Raw genomic sequence first — 17,248 nt, 5'->3', positions numbered from 1 at the left:
GGATCGCTCAGGCGGATTCCTTGTCGAAGGTTCCGTGCCCCGGCGCTGCCGCAAGCAACGCCTTCGTGTATTCGTGCTGCGGGTTGGAAAACACCTCGGCCGTGGGGCCGTTTTCCACGACCACGCCCTTGCGCATCACCATGATCCGGTCGCAGATCTGCGCGGCCACGCGCAGGTCGTGGGTGATGAACAGCATGGCCAGGTCGAACTCGTCGCGGACGTCTTCGAGCAGATCGAGAACCTGCGCCTGCACCGACACGTCCAGAGCCGACACGGCCTCGTCCGCGATCAGCACCATCGGCTCCATCGCAAGGGCGCGCGCGATACAGATGCGCTGCCTCTGCCCACCCGAGAACTGGTGCGGGAACCGGTCCAGCGCCTCGGGCGCCAGACCCACGATCGACATAAGCCGCTTGGCGCGGTCCAGGGCCTCGGCCTGGCTCACGCCGAAATTCACGGGGCCTTCGGTGATGGATTGCCCAACGGTGCGGCGCGGATTGAGTGAACGGTAGGGATCCTGGAACACGATCTGGATGTCGCGGCGATGCGGGCGCAGCTTGTCCTCGCGCAGGGTGGCGATATCGGTATCGCCGATCAGCACCTCGCCCGAGGTCGGGTCGATCAGGCGCATGACGCAGCGCGCCACGGTCGACTTGCCCGACCCGGATTCGCCCACGATGCCCAGCGTTTCGCCCCGGCGCACGATGAAGTTCACGTCATTGGCCGCATCGACGACCCGGCCCCCGCCGAACAGCCCCTTGTGGCCGTATTGCTTGTTCAGCCGCGTGGCGGACAGGGCGGTTTCGCCGGTCACCTCTTCGCGTTCGGGCGGCGTCATCGACGGCACCGCCGCGATCAGCATCTTGGTATAAGGATGTTCCGGCGCACCCAGCACCTGATCGACCGGACCCTGTTCCACGATTTCGCCGTTCTGCATGACGACCACGCGGTCGGCGATGTCCGCCACCACCCCGAAATCGTGGGTGATGAACAACACGCCCATGCCGCGCCGTTCCTGCAGTTCCTTGATCAGCGACAGAATCTGCGCCTGCGTCGTCACGTCCAGTGCGGTCGTCGGTTCGTCGGCGATCAGCAGCACGGGTTCCAGCACCAGCGACATGGCGATCACGATGCGCTGACGTTGTCCGCCCGACAACTGGTGCGGATAGGAATGATACATCTTCTCCGGGTCCGGCAGATGCACGTCGCGCATCGCCTGCAACACCTTTGCCTTGCGCTTGGACGCCGACAGGTTGGTGTGGATTTCCAGCATCTCGCCGATCTGGTCGCCGACCGGCGCCACCGGATTGAGCGCGGTCATCGGCTCCTGAAAGATCATGGCCATCTTTTCCCCGCGCATCCGGCGGATCTTGGCGTCCGAGGCGTTCAGGATGTTTTCGCCCTGCAGCAGGATTTCACCTGCCACGGGCGTCAGCGCGCGTTTGTCGTGCAGCCCCATCACCGTGAACGAGGTGACGGACTTGCCCGAACCGGATTCCCCCACGACACAGACGATTTCGCCCGCATTCACGCTGAAGGTGATGTCCTTGATCGCATAGGGCCGGTCGGCCTGCTTGGGCAGGCTGACGGTCAGGCCGCGAATGTCCAGAATGGGGCTCATCGCATGGTCCTCGCGATACGTGGATCAAGAGAGTCGCGCAGCCCGTCGCCCACGATGTTGACCGCAAGAACGGTCACCGCAAGCGCCGCGCCGGGGAAAAAGATGATCCACGGTGTCAATTGGAAGAAGGTTCTGCCCTCGGACATGATGTTGCCCCAGGACGGGATTTCCGGCGGAATGCCCGCGCCAAGAAAGCCCAGGATCGCCTCGGTCAGCATGGCCGACCCGCAGACATAGGTCGCCTGCACGATCAGCGGCGCGATGGTGTTGGGCAGAACGTGGCGCAGCATGATCAGCCATGTCCGCGTACCAGCGGCAATCGCGGCCTCGACATAAGGCTCCTCGCGCACGGTCAGCACGACCGAGCGCACAAGGCGCACGACGCGAGGGATTTCGGGAATGACGATGGCGGTGACCACGGTCAGCAGCGTTGCCCCCGACAGCGAGATCAGCGCGATGGCCAGCAGGATCGCAGGGATCGACATCAGCCCGTCCATCACCCGCATGATCACCGCGTCCATGTAGCGGAAATACCCCGCCACCAGCCCCAGGAACAGGCCGATCACGATCGAGATCACGGCGACGGCCGTGCCCACGGTCAGCGAAATGCGCGCGCCGTTCACCACCCGGCTGAACACGTCACGGCCGAGCTGGTCGGTGCCGAACAGGCCGAAGTCTCCCGGCGGTTTCAGCCGGCCCATCGGGTTGATGTCCATCGGATCGGCGGTGAAAAAGCTGCCGAACGCCGCGATCAGCGCGATGATCACAAGGATCAGGCCACCCCAGAAGACCGACCGGTTCCTGAGAGCGATGCGCCAGATGCTTGGCTGCGCGGCGGCCTGCGGTGCGGGGGATGCTGTTTCGGCCATCAGTAACGGATCCTCGGGTCCAGAAGCGAATAGCTGAGGTCGATCAGCAGGTTCAGAACGATGTAGATGAAGCTGAAGAACAGGATCAGCCCCTGGATGATCGGGTAGTCCCGCGCCAGCACCGCATCCAGCACCAGACGGCCAAGGCCGGGAATGTTGAAGACGCTTTCCGTCACCACCACGCCACCGATCAGCAGCGCGATGCCGATCCCGATCACCGTGATGATCGGCACGGCCGCATTGCGCAGTGCGTGGCGCATCAGCACCTTGAATTCGCTTTGTCCCTTGGCGCGGGCGGTGCGCACGTAATCCTCTTCCAGCACCTCGATCACCGAGGCGCGCGTCATGCGCGCGATCAGCGCGATGAAAATCACGCTCAGCGTCAGGGTCGGCAGGGTTATATGTGCGAAGAACGGCCCGATCCCTTCGGTGAACGGAGATCGGTAGCCCTGCACCGGCAGAAGTTTGAGGTTGAGCGACAGGATGTAGATCAGCACATAGCCCAGAACGAACACGGGGACCGAAAAGCCCCCGACCGAAAACAGCATCACGACCCGGTCGATCCAGCTTCCCGCGCGATAGGCGGCCAGTGTGCCCAGCGGAACGGCCACGAGCACGGAAAAGATGATCGTCGTCAGCGCCAGCAGCATCGTCGGCTCGATCCGCTGCGCGATCAGTTCGGCCACCGGTTTGTTGGAAAAGATCGAGGTGCCCAGATCACCCTGGGCAAGCTGGCCCAGCCACTTGGTGAACTGAACCACGATAGGTTCGGACAGGCCCAGCTGTTCGCGGATACGCGCCACATCCTCGGCGGTGGCATAATCGCCCGCGATCACCGCGGCCGGATCGCCCGGAGACAATCGCAGCATCAGAAATACGAAAAGTGCAACGATGACCATCACCGGAATGGTCATCAAGACACGTTTGAAGATGTAGTAAAGCATGTGCCCCCGTGCGCCCCGTTTTTATTGTGAGCCGGCGCGGGTTTGGCCCCGCGCCGGACAGGTTTCATGGGTCTTATTCGACCGACATGTTCCAGAAGAACATCACCGGCGACTTGATCAGGCCCTTGACGTTGTTGCGATAGGCAACAGGCGTGAAGAACTGGCCCAGCTCACCCGAGGCACCGATCGCCCACAGGCGTTCCTGCACCTTGCGGCCGATCTCCTGCTTTTCTTCCAGGCTGCCGGCCTTGGCAAAGGCGGCGCGCGCCTCTTCCAGCTCGGCGTCTTCGGCCCAGCCGAACCAGCCCTTTTCGGGGTTGCCCGAGAAGGCAATCGCCATCGGGTCGATCACGTCGGCACCGATCCACCAGGTGTGGAACATGTTCCAGCCGCCCTCGCCCACCGGATCCTTGAGCGCCCGGCGCGACGTCAGGGTCGACCAGTCCATCGCCTCGAGCTGCACGGTAAAGCCCGCATCACGCAGCTTTTCCGCCGTCACCAGCGAAAATGCCGACAAAACCGCGATGTCGGTCGGCTGCATGATCACAACCGGCGTTCCGTCATAGCCTGCCGCCTCGAGCGCGGCCTTGGCTTTTTCGGTATCGCCCGTCGCCATCACTTCGGACCCGACGTCGTTTTCAAGCGGCGTTCCGCACGGGAAGACCGAGTAGCAGGTTTTCCAGAACTGCGGGTCACCGATACCGGCGGCCAGGTAGTCCTCCTGCTTCATCGCCATGATCGCCGCACGCCGGATATCCGCATTGTCGAACGGTGGCAGCAGGTGGTTGAAGCGCGCGAAACCGATGCTGCCCAGCGGGTCGTTCACTTCGACGGTGATGTCGGGGTTCGACGCAAGGATCGGCGCAAGGTCCGGCGCGGGTGCCTCGTAGAAATCGACCTCGCCGGCCATCAGCGCGTTCATCGCCGTGGTGGCATCCGGGAAGTACTGCCAGATCACCTTGTCGACCTTGGCGATCTTTCCGCCGGCTGCGGCCGAAACCGGTTCGTCGCGGGGAATGTAATCCTCGAACTTGGTGTAGACGACCTTAGAGCCGGGCACCCATTCGTCCGCCTGGAACACGAACGGGCCGGAACCCACATATTCGCTGATCTGTTCGAACGGATCGGTTTCCGCGATGCGCTTGGGCATGATGAAGGGCACGTTCGACGAAATCTTGCCGATCGATTCCAACACCAGGCCATAAGGCTCTGTCAGGGTCATGACGATGGTTTTCGCGTCCGGCGATTCGAGCGTGTCGATCACGCCGAAAAGCTGCTGCCCCATACCGTCGCGTGCGCCCCAGCGGGTCAGCGAAGCCACGACATCCTCACCGGTCACCGGTGCGCCGTCGTGGAATTTCAGCCCGTCGCGCAGAACGAATGTCCAAACCAGCCCGTCATCCGACGTGGTCCAGGTATCGACCATCTGCGGCCGCGGCACGAAGTTCTCGTCCATCGCGAACAGCGTGTCATAGATCATGTAGCCGTGGTTGCGCGAGATGTAGGCGGTGGTCCAGATCGGATCGAGGTTTTTGAGATCCGCATGCGGGATGACCCGCATCACCGTTTCCGCATTTGCCTGCAAGGCAAATGGCGATGCAGCCAGCGGCACCGCAAGCGCGGCGGCCATGACGGCGCGACGCGACATTTTTCCGATTTGTGAAAGCATTGACGACTCCCTGTCTTGTTTGCCGGTCTTAAGGGCCGGCGTCCTTTCGTTTTTCAAACATTCGGTTGACGTTGCGTGATCTGTCAAGCTCTCCTTGGGATAGCAGGAGCCCGGAGCGGCCCTGCACTGCAATCAGCAAACAACACGTTTGTATGCAAATAAAGTAGGCAATTGAGGAATCGGCCCGCGGGCATATCGGGAAAAAATATGCCCCACTTTTTCGAAATGACCGACGATTCGGTCCGGCAAACCCGAATCGGACACCACCCCACCAGACGCAAGGACAGGACATGACCCGCATCGCCATCGCCGGCTTTCAGCACGAAACGAATACCTTTGCCCCGGATGAAACAACGCTGGACGATTTCATCCAGCAGGGCGCGTGGCCGGCACTTACACGGGGGGACGACGTTTTCCAGGTCTTCGACGGGCTGAACATTCCGATCGCGGGATTCATGTCGGCCTGCCGGCACCAGATGGTGCCGATCCTCTGGGCGATGGCCGAACCCGGCGGCTACGTCACCGACAAGGCGTTCGACACCATCACCGGCGAGATCGTCGATGGCATCACCCGCGCATCGCCGGATGCTGTCTATCTCGATTTGCATGGCGCGATGGTGACCCGCGCCTATCCCGACGCCGAAGCCGAAATCCTGCGCCGTATCCGCGCCAGGATGGGACCGGACATGCCGATCGCGGTCAGCCTCGATCTGCACGGCAACCTGAGCCCTGCATTCTTCGACCTTGCCAGCGTCGTCACGATCTACCGCACCTACCCGCACACGGATTTCGCAGAAACCGGCGCGCGCGCCGCCGCCCTGCTGGACCGCGCGATGGCGGCGCCGCTGTTCAAGGCTTACAGGCAGGGCGATTTCCTGACGCCGATCACGGCGCAGACGACCGATCACAGCCCCGCGAAAGAGCTTTACGCCGCCCTGCCCGGCGCCGACGCGGTGTCCGTCGACATGGCGATCGGGTTCCCGCCGGCCGACATCCCCGATTGCGGGCCGTCGATCTTTGCCTATGCCGATACGCAGGAGGCGGCCGAAGCCGCCGCCGATGCCGCTCTGGCACGGCTGAAGGCGGCCGAGCCGGAGTTCGACGCGCGCCTGGTGCCGGCGGCCGAAGCCGTCCGGCAGGCGATGGCGATGACCGGGCCGGTTCTGATTGCCGATCCACAGGACAACCCCGGCGCGGGTGGCACTTCGGACACGACCGGAGTGCTGCAGGCACTGATGGACGCAAGCGCACCCGATGCCGTTCTGTCCATGCTGCACGATCCGGCAGCGGCGCAAGCCGCGCACGCGGCCGGTGTCGGCGCCCGGATCGAGATCGAGCTTGGCGGCGGGCATCGGCAATATTCAGACCCCGTCCGCGCCACGGTGGTGGTCGAGGTGCTGTCGGATGGCAAATTCACCTGCTCGGGTCCGATGTTCGGCGGGGCGCATGCCGATCTCGGCCCCATCGCCGGGCTGCGCATCGACGGCACCGGCATCCGCGTGGTCGTCGGCAGCGTCCGCTGTCAGAACCTTGACCAGGAATTCTTCCGGGTGGCCGGGATAGAACCTGGGGATCATGCCATCATCTGCGTGAAAAGCGCGGTGCATTTCATGGCCGACTACAAGCGCATCACGCCAACGGTCCTGTTCGCCGTCGCCCCCGGCGCCAACCCCTGCGATCTGACGGCCATACCCTACACGAAGCTAAGGCCGGGCATCCGCCTGGATTGACGGGGAAAATCGAAGATTTGCGGATATGGCGGACCCAAGAGGATTCGAACCTCTGGCCTCTGCCTTCGGAGGGCAGCGCTCTATCCAGCTGAGCTATGGGTCCGCTGTGCCCGCGTCTATAGGCCATCGGTTTGCGCGCCGCAACGGGTATGGGCGATGCAACGGCGAAAAATCCTCAGGCCGGTTTCACGGCCTGGGCCAGCATCGTCATTTCCGGGATCATCGGGCCGATCTCGACCGACCCGAAACCGGCCTGTTCCAACGCGCGGTGAAGCCACGCGGCATCGAGCGAACGGGCCCGCGGGGTGAACGCCGTGTGCTGCAACTGCCAGAGCGCGGCCAGAACAGGGCCGCTGCGATCCTCACGCACCACGAAATCATGCACAAGGAACCGGCCCCCCGGCTTCAGAACGTCGCGGGCACGGTCGATCAACCCGTCATGGGTGGCCCCGGGCACACCGGAGAACAGGTAGGACATCAGCACGACGTCCTGCCCGTCCGGCCAGTCGGTTTCCAGCGCGTTGCCCGGCACGTACCTGATCCGGTCGGACAGCCCGGCCTTTTCCACGTATCCCTGCCCCAACTCCGCGACATTCGGGAAATCGACGATGGTCGCCTGCAGGTTCGGGTTGGCCTTGCACAAGGTGATCGCAAATGCGCCCGTGCCGCCGCCCACATCCAGCATGTGCCGCGCGCCCGACAGATCCAGACTGCGGGCCAGTTGCCGCGCCGGGCCGAGCGAGCCGGCATGCTGGCTTTCAGAGTAAAGCCGCGCCTCTTCGGGATCGGCGAACCATTCGGCATAGGATTTCGTTGCCTCCTCGCCCAGGCTGCCGTCCAGCGCCCCGTCGATCTGGTCAAGCAGCCCGTACATCTGCTGCCCCACCTGCAGGCGCAGGTAATCGCCGAAATCGTATTTCGCACCCTTGACCAGGAACGCTTCGGCCGCGGGTGAGTTGGCAAAACGCCCGCCTTCGACCGAGACAAGCCCAAGGCCCGCCAGCGCCGTCAGCAGGGTTTCGGCGCGGTCGGGATGGATGCCCGCGCGCTTTGCCAGCGCCTCGGCCGTCAGAGGCCCCTGCTCCAGATGGGTGAAGACCTTGAACTCCAGCGCCGCAAACAGCGCCTTCGACCCCATGAATCCGAATGCGATCTGCGAAATTTCGTCAGCTTCGGTCAAAAGGGTCATTCATGCCTCCATCCATATTGAAATCGGGAGGACCATAGGGCGGCCCTCCCGATCATGGAAGGCATGAAGGCTCAAAAACGACTTTTCATGTCGCTTTTGCGTAGTATTGAGGCAGTCTTGCGGCTTCAGCCGACCTGATTGCCGTACTTGTCATAAACCGGCTCCGGCATCACGGGTTGCGGCGTCGGCTCGGGATCGGGCCGTCCGCAAGCGCTCAGCGCGGTCAGGGTGATCATCAATACGGCAGTCATCTTGAGTTTCATCATGTCAGCGTCCCCTCGTTCACGGTGGTTCTACGCTGCCATGCTAGGCACAGTTTCCGGCATCGCGCGCGCCTTCTGCCCGGCAGTCCGCCAATAAGCGCAAGTTTGCCGGAAATCGAGACGCCCCCCGGCAAAGCCTTGCCGATCCGTCAGCCAAACAGTTCGTGAGCGAGTTCCAGGGCATCGATCAGCACATCGACCTCGGCCTCGGTATTATACAGCCCAAACGATGCACGGCAGGTCGCCGGCGTGCCCAGGTGTTCCATCAGCGGCCCGGCACAGTGATGGCCCGCGCGCACCGCGACGCCCTTCTTGTCGAGGATCGTGCTGATGTCGTGCGCATGGGCCGCACCCTGCATCGTAAACGAAAAGATCGCGGCCTTGCCCGGCGCCGTGCCCTGCACGTTCAACCAGTTCAGCCCCGAAAGACGCTCAGCCGCATACCGCGCCAGGCTCGCCTCATGGGCGGCGATGTTATCCATCCCCAACCCCATCATGTAGTCGAGCGCCACACCCAGGCCGATCATCTGGACAATGCCCGGCGTGCCCGCTTCGAATTTCATCGGCGGGTCGTTGTAGGTGACGCTGTCCTTGGTCACCTCGCGGATCATGTCGCCCCCACCCAGGAAGGGGCGCATCTCTTCCATGCGCTCCTTGCGCGCATAGATCGCGCCCGACCCGGAAGGTCCATAAAGCTTGTGGCCCGTCACGGCGTAGAAATCGCAGCCGATGTCGGACACATCCACCGGCATGTGAACCGCCGCCTGGCTGCCATCGACCAGAACGGGCACGCCCTTTTCGCGCGCGGCCTGGCAGATCGCCTTGACGTCCACCACGGTGCCCAGAACGTTGGACAGATGGGTGATGGCAATCAGTTTCGTCCTCGGTCCGATCGCGTCGATCACTTTCTGCGGGTCCAGTACGCCGCGGCTGTCGACATCCACCCATTTAAGCTGGACGCCCTGCCGTTCGCGCAGGAAATGCCAGGGCACGATATTGGCGTGATGTTCCATCACCGACAGGACGATCTCGTCCCCCGCCTCCATCCGCGGCATCGCCCAGCCATAGGCAACCATGTTGATGCCCTCGGTGGTGCCCGAGTTCAGAACGATCTCGTTCTCGTCGGCCGCACCGAGAAAACGCGCCACGGTGCCGCGCACGGATTCGTATTTCTCGGTCGCAAGGTTCGACAGGTAATGCAGCCCGCGATGCACGTTGGCGTATTCGTGGCTGTAGGCGCGGGTGATCGCGTCGATCACCACCTGCGGCTTTTGCGCACTGGCGCCATTGTCGAGATACACAAGCGGCTTGCCGTTCACCTCGCGCGACAGGATCGGGAAATCGGCGCGGATTTTTGCGACATCATACATTCGGAGAGATCCCCACGATTGCCCCCCCGATGAGGGACAGGATTAATGTCAAACCAAAGCTGATACCAAGCCCGGTCATCAAGAGAACGAGGAACGCGCGGCCCAGCGAATTGAACCGGTGCGCGACGTTGATGAAGTGCAGCAGGATCCAGAAGCTGATCACGAGGATCGCAAGCGACACGATGCCGCCCAGCACGGGCAGTGTCACGCCGATGAAGACGATGACAAGCTGCGCCAGCACGCGCATGAACTGCAACCAGACGATGGCGCGCAGCAGGTCGCCCAGCCGCCCCGTGCCGCCCAGCATGTTGCCCACCCAGGTCAGCACGAAGATGGTGATGACAAGCCCCCCACCCTGCGCGATGGCATACAGCATCGGGTTCTCGAAGATGCGCGAGAACGGCAAGGGCGACGGGTACAGGTAATTCGACAGGCTGAACAGGATCGCGTTCAGCGCCGTGGCAAGCAGCAGGGCCATCCACAACGCGTTGCGCCCGATGTCGAAATCCAGCACACGTTCGGCCGCGCGGCGCGGATCGAACACGGTTTCCCTGGCGAGATCGGCAAACCCGTACGGCATCACGCGCCCCCCCACCCGGCCCGGCGCAGCCCGGCGATGGCAAACCAGGCGAAAACGACGACCCAAAGAAATCCGACCAGTTGCAATTGCGCACCCGGCCCGATGAAGCCGGCGACAAGCCCGTTCAACAGGATCAGCGGCGCCGAGGCAAGAAGCGCCCAGAACAGCGCCAGACGCACGGAATAGGCATCCCCCCGGCCGCCAAGGACACGCGTCACGAGGTAAGCCAGGTAAGCCAGGGCATAGAGCAGCAACGGCGCGATGAAGACCCAGGCCAGCAGCGACCCGCCCAACAGCATCTGGAGGTCCATCTCCTCCATATGGGCGCGACGCGCCAGAACCGGCCACTGGCTGATGAAAACCAGAATGCAGGCCCCCATCAACAGCGCCAGCGCCCGCCCTTCATGGGCGGGCGCCGCCAGCAGACGCCCGATCACGCGACCTGGGCCGCGATAGGTGGCCACGATGTCGGTGACCAGCGCCATCAGTGCGAATGCCGTTCCAGCCAGCCCTGCAGGCGTATGGTGATGTGATCGCGCAGGGGTTCATCCTCGATCTCTTCGACCGCCTCGGCCAGGAACGCAAGAACCAGCAGATCCTGCGCCTTTTTCAGGGGCACGCCCCGGGCCCGCAGGTAGAACAGCATGTCCTCGTCGATCGCACCCGTGGTCGAGCCGTGCGAACAGGCCACGTCGTCGGCGTAGATCTCAAGCTCGGGCTTGGCCAGGAAGTTGCTGTCGTCATCCAGCAGCAGCGACTGGCTGATCTGGTAGCCGTCGGTCTTCTGTGCGCCGGGCTGGACCAGGATCTTGCCCTGGAAGACGCCCGTTGCGCCGTTGCGCAGCACCTTCTTGAACACCTGGCGGCTTTCGCAGTTCACGGCGTCATGGGTGATGAACACCGTGTCATCATGATGGAAATCGCCATCCCCCAGCGCCGCGCCCGCGACATGCGCCACGGCGTCGTCGCCGGTCAGTTCGATCACGCACTCGTTGCGCGTCAGCACACCGTTCACCGTCATGGTAAAGCTCTTGAACACGCTCTCGGTGCCCAGGCGGGCAAAGATATGCGTGGCCGCACGGCGTTCATGGTCGCGCCCCTGGGTGCGGACATGGTGGAACTTCGCGTTGTCCGCGACCTCGACCTCCATCACCTTGTTGAACCGCGCCGCGGCGGGGCCGTTTTCCAGCACGGTCAGTTCCGCGCCTTCCTCGAGCTTGATGACGTGATGCAGGATCGCGTCCGAGGTTTCCGATGCGTGGCGATAGATCAGGCTGACCGGCTTTTCGGCCTTGCCCGTCACCCGGATCACCACACCGTCGGTGGCATAGGCGGTGTTCAGCGCCGCCAACGGGCGCATCACCGGGTACTGGCCTTTTTCTTCCAGCACGCCGTAAAGATCGCGCGCCCAGTGAATGTCCTGCGCGGCGGCAGTCTCAAGGCGTTCGATCTCGATGCCCGCGGCGGTCAGGTCGTCGCTTGCAGCGGCGTCGAAGACGCCGTCCACGAACACGACGCGCACACGGTCCATATCGTCGAAGGGCATGCCCTCGTCATGGCTGAACAGCGCGGCTTTGGGCGCCTGCGGTTCGACCAGCGTGTCGGGGCGGGTGAATTTCCAGTATTCGTCACGGCGCCCCGGCAGACCCATCTCGCGCACGCGGGCCAGCGCCGCATCGCGCGCGGCGGTGATCCATGCGCCGCCGGACGGCAATGCCATCGCCGCCAACCGCGTCTCGGTCGCGTCAAGTTTCGCCTGCGGCAATGCCATCACGCCACCTCCCCGAGGATATCGGCATAGCCGTTTTCCTCGACCTCGAGGGCCAGTTCGGGACCGCCGGTCTTGACGATTCGGCCATCCGACATGATGTGCACCACGTCCGGCTTGATATGATTCAAAAGGCGCTGGTAGTGGGTGATCACCAGGAACCCGCGGCCCGCATCGCGCAGCGCGTTCACGCCGTCGCTGACCAGCTTCATCGCGTCCACGTCCAGCCCGCTGTCGGTTTCGTCCAGGATGCACATCCTGGGTTCCAGCATGGCCATCTGCAGGATTTCGTTGCGCTTTTTCTCACCGCCCGAAAAGCCCACATTGACCGGACGCTTGAGCATTTCGGCGTCGATCTTCAGCTCCTTGGCCTTTTCGCGGATTACCTTGAGAAACTCGGTCGAGGACATCTCTTCCTGGCCGCGCGCCTTGCGCTGTGCATTCACAGCGGTCCGCAGGAAGGTCATGTTGCCGACGCCCGGAATTTCCACCGGGTACTGGAACGCCAGGAAAAGGCCGGCTGCGGCGCGCTCTTCGGGTTCCATCTCCAGCAGGTCTTCGCCGTCCAGCGTGGCGGTGCCATCGGTCACTTCATAACCATCGCGGCCAGACAGGACATAGGACAGGGTCGACTTGCCCGATCCGTTCGGCCCCATGATCGCGTGGACCTTGCCGGGCTCGACGACCAGGTCGACGCCCTTGAGGATTTTCTTGTCCTCTTCTTCCAGCTGCACGTGCAGGTTCTTGATTTCCAGCATTTCGTCGTTCCTTTCCAATTCGCGTTTCGGGCGGCCCGTCAGGGCCGTGTCATCAGTTCCACCATCCGCAACAGATGCGCGGGTGGCACCGGCTGCGGGGCAATTTCAAAGCGCGCCATGCGGCCCGCGATCTCGGCCGGGGGGCCGATGAATTCTTCGACTTCGTGAAACCGCTTTCGCGGCACGTAGTCGTCGAAGAACAGGCTCACCGGCCGTTCGATCCGGTAAGCCGTGGCCAGCACGCAGCCGACGCGGAACCGGCCATCGACCAGCACCACCTCCGGGTGGGTGAATTCCGGCAGATCCCACACCTCCAGAGGATAGCGCGCAAAGCGCTTCCAGCCGCGGTCGTCCACCGGGTGGCCCCATTCCCTGGTCGGCCCGATATCGGACCAGATGATGTCCACCTCGCCGGGGCACGGATTTTCGGCGAACCAGCCCCGCATCATCTGTGCCCAGGCCTTGTCGCTTTCCACCGACATGACGCGCTTGCCCAGTTCGGCCGCCAGAACGGTCGACCCGCCCGAGCCGTACTCCAGGATGACGCCGGCCCGCTCGTAGGCCGCGCGGATCATCGCGGCCTCGGCCTCGGGCAGCGTCAGTTCGGGACGCGCGATATGAGCGGCGGTTTGCGTCACTCGATCACCACCGCCGTGCCCGACGCCGACACCATGAGCATCGACTGGCCCACCACCTCGTAATCCAGGTCGACGCCCACCACGGCGTTGCCGCCGGCCGCGACCGCACGCTGTTCGAGTTCGCGCAGCGCGGTTTCGCGGGCATCCTGCAACTTGGATTCATAGGCACCCGACCGGCCGCCGATGATGTCGGTCACATTGGCAAAGATATCGCGCACGATATTGGCGCCCATGATCGCCTCGCCCACGACGATGCCGCGGTAATCGACAATGCGGTGCCCTTCGATGGTGTTGGTTGTCGTTATGATCATGCCTCGATCCTCTCGGCTTTCAGCCCTTCGGGCAGTTTGTCCACGTATTTCGCGGCGACCTTGCCCGGCACCACGCCGCGCGAGGCCAGTTCATCCAGGCACCACAGAACAAGATCGTGGCTGCCGAACACCCCATCCGCCAGCAACGCCAGATGCGCCAGTTGCGTGTCCGTGACGGCGGAACGGTCTTCCGGGTTGCGGATATAGACCGCGTCGCCGTCGATCAGCTGGCTGCCGATCGCGCGGCGGTTCAGGCGCGCGGCCTGGCTGTTGCCCAGCATCCGCGATTTCTGATGCAGGAACCGGTGCAGGACAAAGCCCTGGTCGCGCAAGCTGCGGTCAAGGTCATGCAGCGCCGGCTCACCATCATAAAGCCGGTAAAACCGCATCTCGGCCACCACCGCGACCGCGCCCGACAGCTTGCTGCGCGCGCCGTCGATGACGTCGACCTCGGCGCCTTGCGCATCGACCTTGAGACAGTCGATAGCGGGCAGCTCGGGCATGGAATCGAGACTGTCCAGCGTCAGATCAACCTCGACTTCACTGTTCAAATGCCGACGGAAATGCCCCAAGTATCCGGTCGATTGTGTCGAAATCTTATACAAAGACGACATTTCCGATGCCGGATAGGCATTGAACACCGCTTGACCCGGCCGCCCTACCGCACGTTCAAGAACATGCACGTTTTCAGGCGCAGCGGCGCGCAGTTTCGCGGCGGCTTCGGGGTGTGGCTCGAACGCCCAGACCTCGGCCAGATCGCGGCGCAGCAACCCGGCATAGACCGGCGCTTCGATGGGGTTGGCGCCCACATCGACGATGCGCACGGGGCGCAACGGCGCCAGCGTCCGCGCCAGATATCCAAGCGAGTTGCTCATGCCCCTGCCCGGCGGCGGACCTCAGCCCACCGACCCTTCCAGCGAGATCGCGACCAGTTGCTGCGCTTCCATCGCGAATTCCATCGGCAGCGCCTGTAGCACTTCCTTGGCAAATCCGTTGACGATCAGGGCCACCGCCTCTTCCTCGTCCATGCCGCGCTGACGGCAATAGAACATCTGGTCGTCATCCACCTTGGATGTCGTGGCCTCGTGTTCCACGCGGGACGAGTTGTTGCGCACCTCGATGTAAGGCACGGTGTGCGCGCCGCACTTGTCACCGATCAGCAGGCTGTCGCACTGGGTGTAGTTGCGGCTGTTCTTGGCCTTCGGATGCATCGACACCAGCCCGCGATAGGTGTTCTGCGCATAACCGGCGCTGATGCCCTTGGACACGATGCGCGACTTGGTGTTCTTGCCCAGGTGCACCATCTTGGTGCCGGTATCGGCCTGCTGGTGGTTGTTGGTGATGGCGATCGAATAGAACTCGCCCTGGCTGTCGTCGCCGCGCAGGATGCAGGACGGGTATTTCCACGTCACAGCACTGCCGGTTTCCACCTGCGTCCACATCACCTTGGACCGGTCGCCGCGGCAATCGGCACGCTTGGTGACGAAGTTGTAGATGCCGCCCTTGCCTTCCTCGTCGCCGGGGAACCAGTTCTGCACGGTCGAGTATTTCACCTCGGCGTCTTCTTCGACGATGATTTCCACCACCGCGGCATGCAGCTGTGCCACGTCACGCTGCGGCGCGGTGCAGCCTTCGAGGTAGCTGACGTAAGATCCCTTGTCGGCGATGATCAGCGTGCGTTCGAACTGGCCGGTATTCTCGGCGTTGATGCGGAAATAGGTGCTCAGTTCCATCGGGCACCGAACTCCGGGCGGCACGTAGACGAACGAGCCGTCCGAAAACACCGCGCTGTTCAGCGTGGCATAGAAATTGTCCGACACCGGAACGACCGAACCGAGGTATTTCTTGACCAGTTCGGGATGCTCGCGGATCGCCTCCGAGATCGAGCAGAAGATAACGCCGGCCTTCTGCAGCTCTTTCTGGAAGGTCGTGCCGACCGACACGCTGTCGAACACCGCGTCCACGGCCACCTTGCGGCCTTCGGCCGGGGCGTCCTCGGCCCCTTCGACGCCGGCAAGGATCATCTGTTCCTTCAGCGGAATGCCCAGCTTTTCATAGGTCGCCAGCAGCTTGGGATCGACCTCGTCCAGCGACTTGGGCTTGGTCTCCATGCTTTTCGGGCGGGCATAGTAATACTGGTCCTGGAAATCGATTTCCGGGTAATCCACCATCGCCCAATCGGGTTCCTTCATGTTGACCCAACGCTCCAGCGCCTGAAGCCGCCATTCGGTCATCCATTCGGGTTCTTCGTTCTTTTCGGAAATCAGCCGCACGATATCCGGCGTCAGCCCCTTGGGGGCGTATTCCATCTCGATCTCGGTTTCCCAGCCATGCTTGTACTTGCCAAGGGATTTGACCGCATCGACCGTTTCCTGATCGACGCCTTCCTTCACCTCTACCTTGTCGAGTGCCATCATCGGCTTTCCTTTCCTGTTACGCCGCGCTGCGGGCGCGGTGCCGTTCCATCTTGTCCAACCAGACGTCCACGAACCGCAGAACGTCCTCTTCTCTCGTGTCCGGGCCCAGCGATACGCGCATCGCGCAGGCCGCCTGCCCTTCGTCGTATCCCATCGCGGTCAGCACCTTGCTTGCGCGGACCTTGCCGCTGGAACAGGCGCTGCCCGCGCTGACGGCGAACCCGGCAAGGTCCATCGTCATCACCTGGGTCTCGCCTTTCCATCCTGGCGTGACAAAGCAACAGGTGTTCGGCAACCGCCCGACAGCTTTCCCGACCAAAATAGTCTCTTTTGATCCAGCCTCAATGCCCTTTTCTAGAATTTTTCTAAATCCAGCCACGCGTTCCCAGACGCCATCCGCCAGATCGCGGGCCGCTGCCTCGGCCGCGGCTCCGAAACCGGCAATCGCGGCCACGTTTTCGGTGCCGGCACGGCGGCCCATTTCCTGTCCGCCGCCGCGCAATTGCGCCGCAATGTCCGTGCCACGCCGCACCACCAACGCACCGATTCCCTTGGGCCCGCCCAGCTTGTGGGCAGAAATCAGCGCCATCTCGCAACCCATCCAGTTGAACGCGACCGGCAGCTTGCCAAAGGCCTGTGTGGCATCGACCACGGCCAGTCCCTGCGGCAAGTCCTGCACAACGCCGGTTTCGGAATTGGCGGCCTGCAGAACCGAATTCGCAGGGTCCGTGACCGTCACGCGGCCATCAGCATCGACGGCCAGGCTGTCGTCCACCCAGGCGCCCACCGCGTCATGTTCGATCCCCGACCCGTGCAATCCGCGCCCCGCGCAGGCCAGAGCCGCCGCTTCGGTCGCGCCCGAGGTAAAGATCACGTCCGCCCCCTCGGCCCCGAAGGCCGCGGCGATCTGACCGCGCGCGCGTTCGATCAGACCCTTGGCGGCGCGCCCTTCGGTATGAACGCTCGATGGGTTGCCGACCAGATCGAAGGCCGCAACCATCGCATCGCGCGCCTCGGCGCGCAGCGGCGCAGTGGCGTTGTAATCGAGGTATACGCGGCGCTTCGGCACTTGATCGGCTCTCCTCGTTGCATGGCGCCCGTCGGGCATTTCGGCGGCTTCG

At 63.3% G+C, this 17,248-nt stretch carries 17 protein-coding genes and 1 tRNA gene; 1 reads left to right on the top strand and 17 read right to left on the bottom strand.

Annotated elements, in window-relative coordinates:
• Positions 1-7: 7 nt before the first annotated feature.
• The 4 genes from BLT50_RS00755 to BLT50_RS00740 all read right to left on the bottom strand — a co-directional run bounded on the left by BLT50_RS00755 (position 8) and on the right by BLT50_RS00740 (position 5,082).
• Positions 8-1,621: an ABC transporter ATP-binding protein gene (locus BLT50_RS00755; protein WP_090025496.1), complete on the bottom strand. Its 1,614-nt coding sequence runs from the start codon at positions 1,619-1,621 to the stop codon at positions 8-10.
• Entirely contained in the window at positions 1,618-2,490 is an 873-nt protein-coding gene (locus BLT50_RS00750) for an ABC transporter permease (RefSeq protein WP_090025493.1), read from the bottom strand. Before BLT50_RS00750 ends, BLT50_RS00755 begins: the two co-directional genes overlap by 4 nt.
• The gene (locus BLT50_RS00745) at positions 2,490-3,434 is read right to left on the bottom strand and encodes an ABC transporter permease (RefSeq protein WP_090025490.1); all 945 of its coding nucleotides are present in this window, start codon (positions 3,432-3,434) and stop codon (positions 2,490-2,492) included. The genes BLT50_RS00750 and BLT50_RS00745 overlap by 1 nt, the downstream gene beginning before the upstream one ends.
• Positions 3,435-3,507: 73 nt before the next feature.
• Positions 3,508-5,082 (bottom strand): ABC transporter substrate-binding protein, encoded by a 1,575-nt coding sequence (locus BLT50_RS00740; protein WP_245723245.1) that lies wholly within the window; start codon positions 5,080-5,082, stop codon positions 3,508-3,510.
• A gap of 311 nt (positions 5,083-5,393) precedes the next feature.
• Between BLT50_RS00740 and BLT50_RS00735 the strand changes: the two genes are divergently transcribed.
• Entirely contained in the window at positions 5,394-6,833 is a 1,440-nt protein-coding gene (locus tag BLT50_RS00735; protein ID WP_090025484.1) for a M81 family metallopeptidase, read from the top strand.
• A gap of 26 nt (positions 6,834-6,859) precedes the next feature.
• On the opposite strand, the gene BLT50_RS00730 is transcribed toward BLT50_RS00735, so the two are convergent.
• The 13 genes from BLT50_RS00730 to BLT50_RS00675 form a co-directional block, all read right to left on the bottom strand.
• Positions 6,860-6,936, bottom strand: a tRNA-Arg gene (locus BLT50_RS00730).
• 72 nt (positions 6,937-7,008) lie between these two features.
• Entirely contained in the window at positions 7,009-8,022 is a 1,014-nt protein-coding gene (locus BLT50_RS00725) for a methyltransferase (RefSeq protein ID WP_090025481.1), read from the bottom strand.
• 125 nt (positions 8,023-8,147) lie between these two features.
• Positions 8,148-8,288: a hypothetical protein gene (locus BLT50_RS19195; RefSeq protein WP_175491360.1), complete on the bottom strand. Its 141-nt coding sequence runs from the start codon at positions 8,286-8,288 to the stop codon at positions 8,148-8,150.
• A 146-nt stretch (positions 8,289-8,434) separates the two neighbouring features.
• Positions 8,435-9,655: a cysteine desulfurase gene (locus BLT50_RS00720; protein ID WP_090025479.1), complete on the bottom strand. Its 1,221-nt coding sequence runs from the start codon at positions 9,653-9,655 to the stop codon at positions 8,435-8,437.
• Positions 9,648-10,235 (bottom strand): Yip1 family protein, encoded by a 588-nt coding sequence (locus tag BLT50_RS00715; RefSeq protein ID WP_139170449.1) that lies wholly within the window; start codon positions 10,233-10,235, stop codon positions 9,648-9,650. Before BLT50_RS00715 ends, BLT50_RS00720 begins: the two co-directional genes overlap by 8 nt.
• Complete coding sequence (locus tag BLT50_RS00710; RefSeq protein ID WP_090025474.1) at positions 10,235-10,720, bottom strand: YIP1 family protein; 486 nt, start codon at positions 10,718-10,720, stop codon at positions 10,235-10,237. The genes BLT50_RS00715 and BLT50_RS00710 overlap by 1 nt, the downstream gene beginning before the upstream one ends.
• On the bottom strand, positions 10,720-12,006 hold the full coding sequence (sufD, locus tag BLT50_RS00705) for a Fe-S cluster assembly protein SufD (RefSeq protein ID WP_090025471.1): 1,287 nt from the start codon (positions 12,004-12,006) through the stop codon (positions 10,720-10,722). The genes BLT50_RS00710 and sufD overlap by 1 nt, the downstream gene beginning before the upstream one ends.
• A complete protein-coding gene (gene sufC / locus BLT50_RS00700) occupies positions 12,006-12,761 on the bottom strand; it encodes a Fe-S cluster assembly ATPase SufC (RefSeq protein ID WP_090025469.1) in 756 nt (251 codons plus the stop codon). The genes sufD and sufC overlap by 1 nt, the downstream gene beginning before the upstream one ends.
• Positions 12,762-12,799: 38 nt before the next feature.
• A complete protein-coding gene (locus BLT50_RS00695; RefSeq protein ID WP_245723277.1) occupies positions 12,800-13,336 on the bottom strand; it encodes a hypothetical protein in 537 nt (178 codons plus the stop codon).
• 59 nt (positions 13,337-13,395) lie between these two features.
• Entirely contained in the window at positions 13,396-13,710 is a 315-nt protein-coding gene (locus BLT50_RS00690; protein WP_090025467.1) for a heavy metal-binding domain-containing protein, read from the bottom strand.
• Complete coding sequence (locus BLT50_RS00685) at positions 13,707-14,585, bottom strand: FkbM family methyltransferase (protein WP_090025464.1); 879 nt, start codon at positions 14,583-14,585, stop codon at positions 13,707-13,709. The genes BLT50_RS00690 and BLT50_RS00685 overlap by 4 nt, the downstream gene beginning before the upstream one ends.
• Before the next feature lie 21 nt (positions 14,586-14,606).
• Positions 14,607-16,127 (bottom strand): Fe-S cluster assembly protein SufB, encoded by a 1,521-nt coding sequence (gene sufB / locus BLT50_RS00680; protein WP_090025461.1) that lies wholly within the window; start codon positions 16,125-16,127, stop codon positions 14,607-14,609.
• Positions 16,128-16,143: 16 nt separating this feature from the next.
• On the bottom strand, positions 16,144-17,196 hold the full coding sequence (locus BLT50_RS00675; protein ID WP_245723244.1) for a cysteine desulfurase family protein: 1,053 nt from the start codon (positions 17,194-17,196) through the stop codon (positions 16,144-16,146).
• Between the last annotated feature and the right edge of the window lie 52 nt (positions 17,197-17,248).

This window comes from Lutimaribacter saemankumensis, assembly GCF_900100005.1.
In the GTDB taxonomy this organism is placed as follows: domain Bacteria; phylum Pseudomonadota; class Alphaproteobacteria; order Rhodobacterales; family Rhodobacteraceae; genus Lutimaribacter; species Lutimaribacter saemankumensis.
Note: the sequence above shows the minus strand (reverse complement) of the source record. Positions and strands in the feature narration are given on the sequence as shown.

Excerpts from the sequence above, each read along its gene's own strand:
- BLT50_RS00755 (WP_090025496.1), bottom strand. The coding sequence starts at position 1,621 with ATGAGCCCCATTCTGGACATTCGCGGCCTGACCGTCAGCCTGCCCAAG.
- BLT50_RS00750 (WP_090025493.1), bottom strand. The coding sequence starts at position 2,490 with ATGGCCGAAACAGCATCCCCCGCACCGCAGGCCGCCGCGCAGCCAAGC.
- BLT50_RS00745 (WP_090025490.1), bottom strand. The coding sequence starts at position 3,434 with ATGCTTTACTACATCTTCAAACGTGTCTTGATGACCATTCCGGTGATG.
- BLT50_RS00740 (WP_245723245.1), bottom strand. The coding sequence starts at position 5,082 with ATGTCGCGTCGCGCCGTCATGGCCGCCGCGCTTGCGGTGCCGCTGGCT.
- BLT50_RS00735 (WP_090025484.1), top strand. The coding sequence starts at position 5,394 with ATGACCCGCATCGCCATCGCCGGCTTTCAGCACGAAACGAATACCTTT.
- BLT50_RS00725 (WP_090025481.1), bottom strand. The coding sequence starts at position 8,022 with ATGACCCTTTTGACCGAAGCTGACGAAATTTCGCAGATCGCATTCGGA.
- BLT50_RS19195 (WP_175491360.1), bottom strand. The coding sequence starts at position 8,288 with ATGATGAAACTCAAGATGACTGCCGTATTGATGATCACCCTGACCGCG.
- BLT50_RS00720 (WP_090025479.1), bottom strand. The coding sequence starts at position 9,655 with ATGTATGATGTCGCAAAAATCCGCGCCGATTTCCCGATCCTGTCGCGC.
- BLT50_RS00715 (WP_139170449.1), bottom strand. The coding sequence starts at position 10,235 with ATGCCGTACGGGTTTGCCGATCTCGCCAGGGAAACCGTGTTCGATCCG.
- BLT50_RS00710 (WP_090025474.1), bottom strand. The coding sequence starts at position 10,720 with ATGGCGCTGGTCACCGACATCGTGGCCACCTATCGCGGCCCAGGTCGC.
- sufD (WP_090025471.1), bottom strand. The coding sequence starts at position 12,006 with ATGGCATTGCCGCAGGCGAAACTTGACGCGACCGAGACGCGGTTGGCG.
- sufC (WP_090025469.1), bottom strand. The coding sequence starts at position 12,761 with ATGCTGGAAATCAAGAACCTGCACGTGCAGCTGGAAGAAGAGGACAAG.
- BLT50_RS00695 (WP_245723277.1), bottom strand. The coding sequence starts at position 13,336 with ATGATCCGCGCGGCCTACGAGCGGGCCGGCGTCATCCTGGAGTACGGC.
- BLT50_RS00690 (WP_090025467.1), bottom strand. The coding sequence starts at position 13,710 with ATGATCATAACGACAACCAACACCATCGAAGGGCACCGCATTGTCGAT.
- BLT50_RS00685 (WP_090025464.1), bottom strand. The coding sequence starts at position 14,585 with ATGAGCAACTCGCTTGGATATCTGGCGCGGACGCTGGCGCCGTTGCGC.
- sufB (WP_090025461.1), bottom strand. The coding sequence starts at position 16,127 with ATGATGGCACTCGACAAGGTAGAGGTGAAGGAAGGCGTCGATCAGGAA.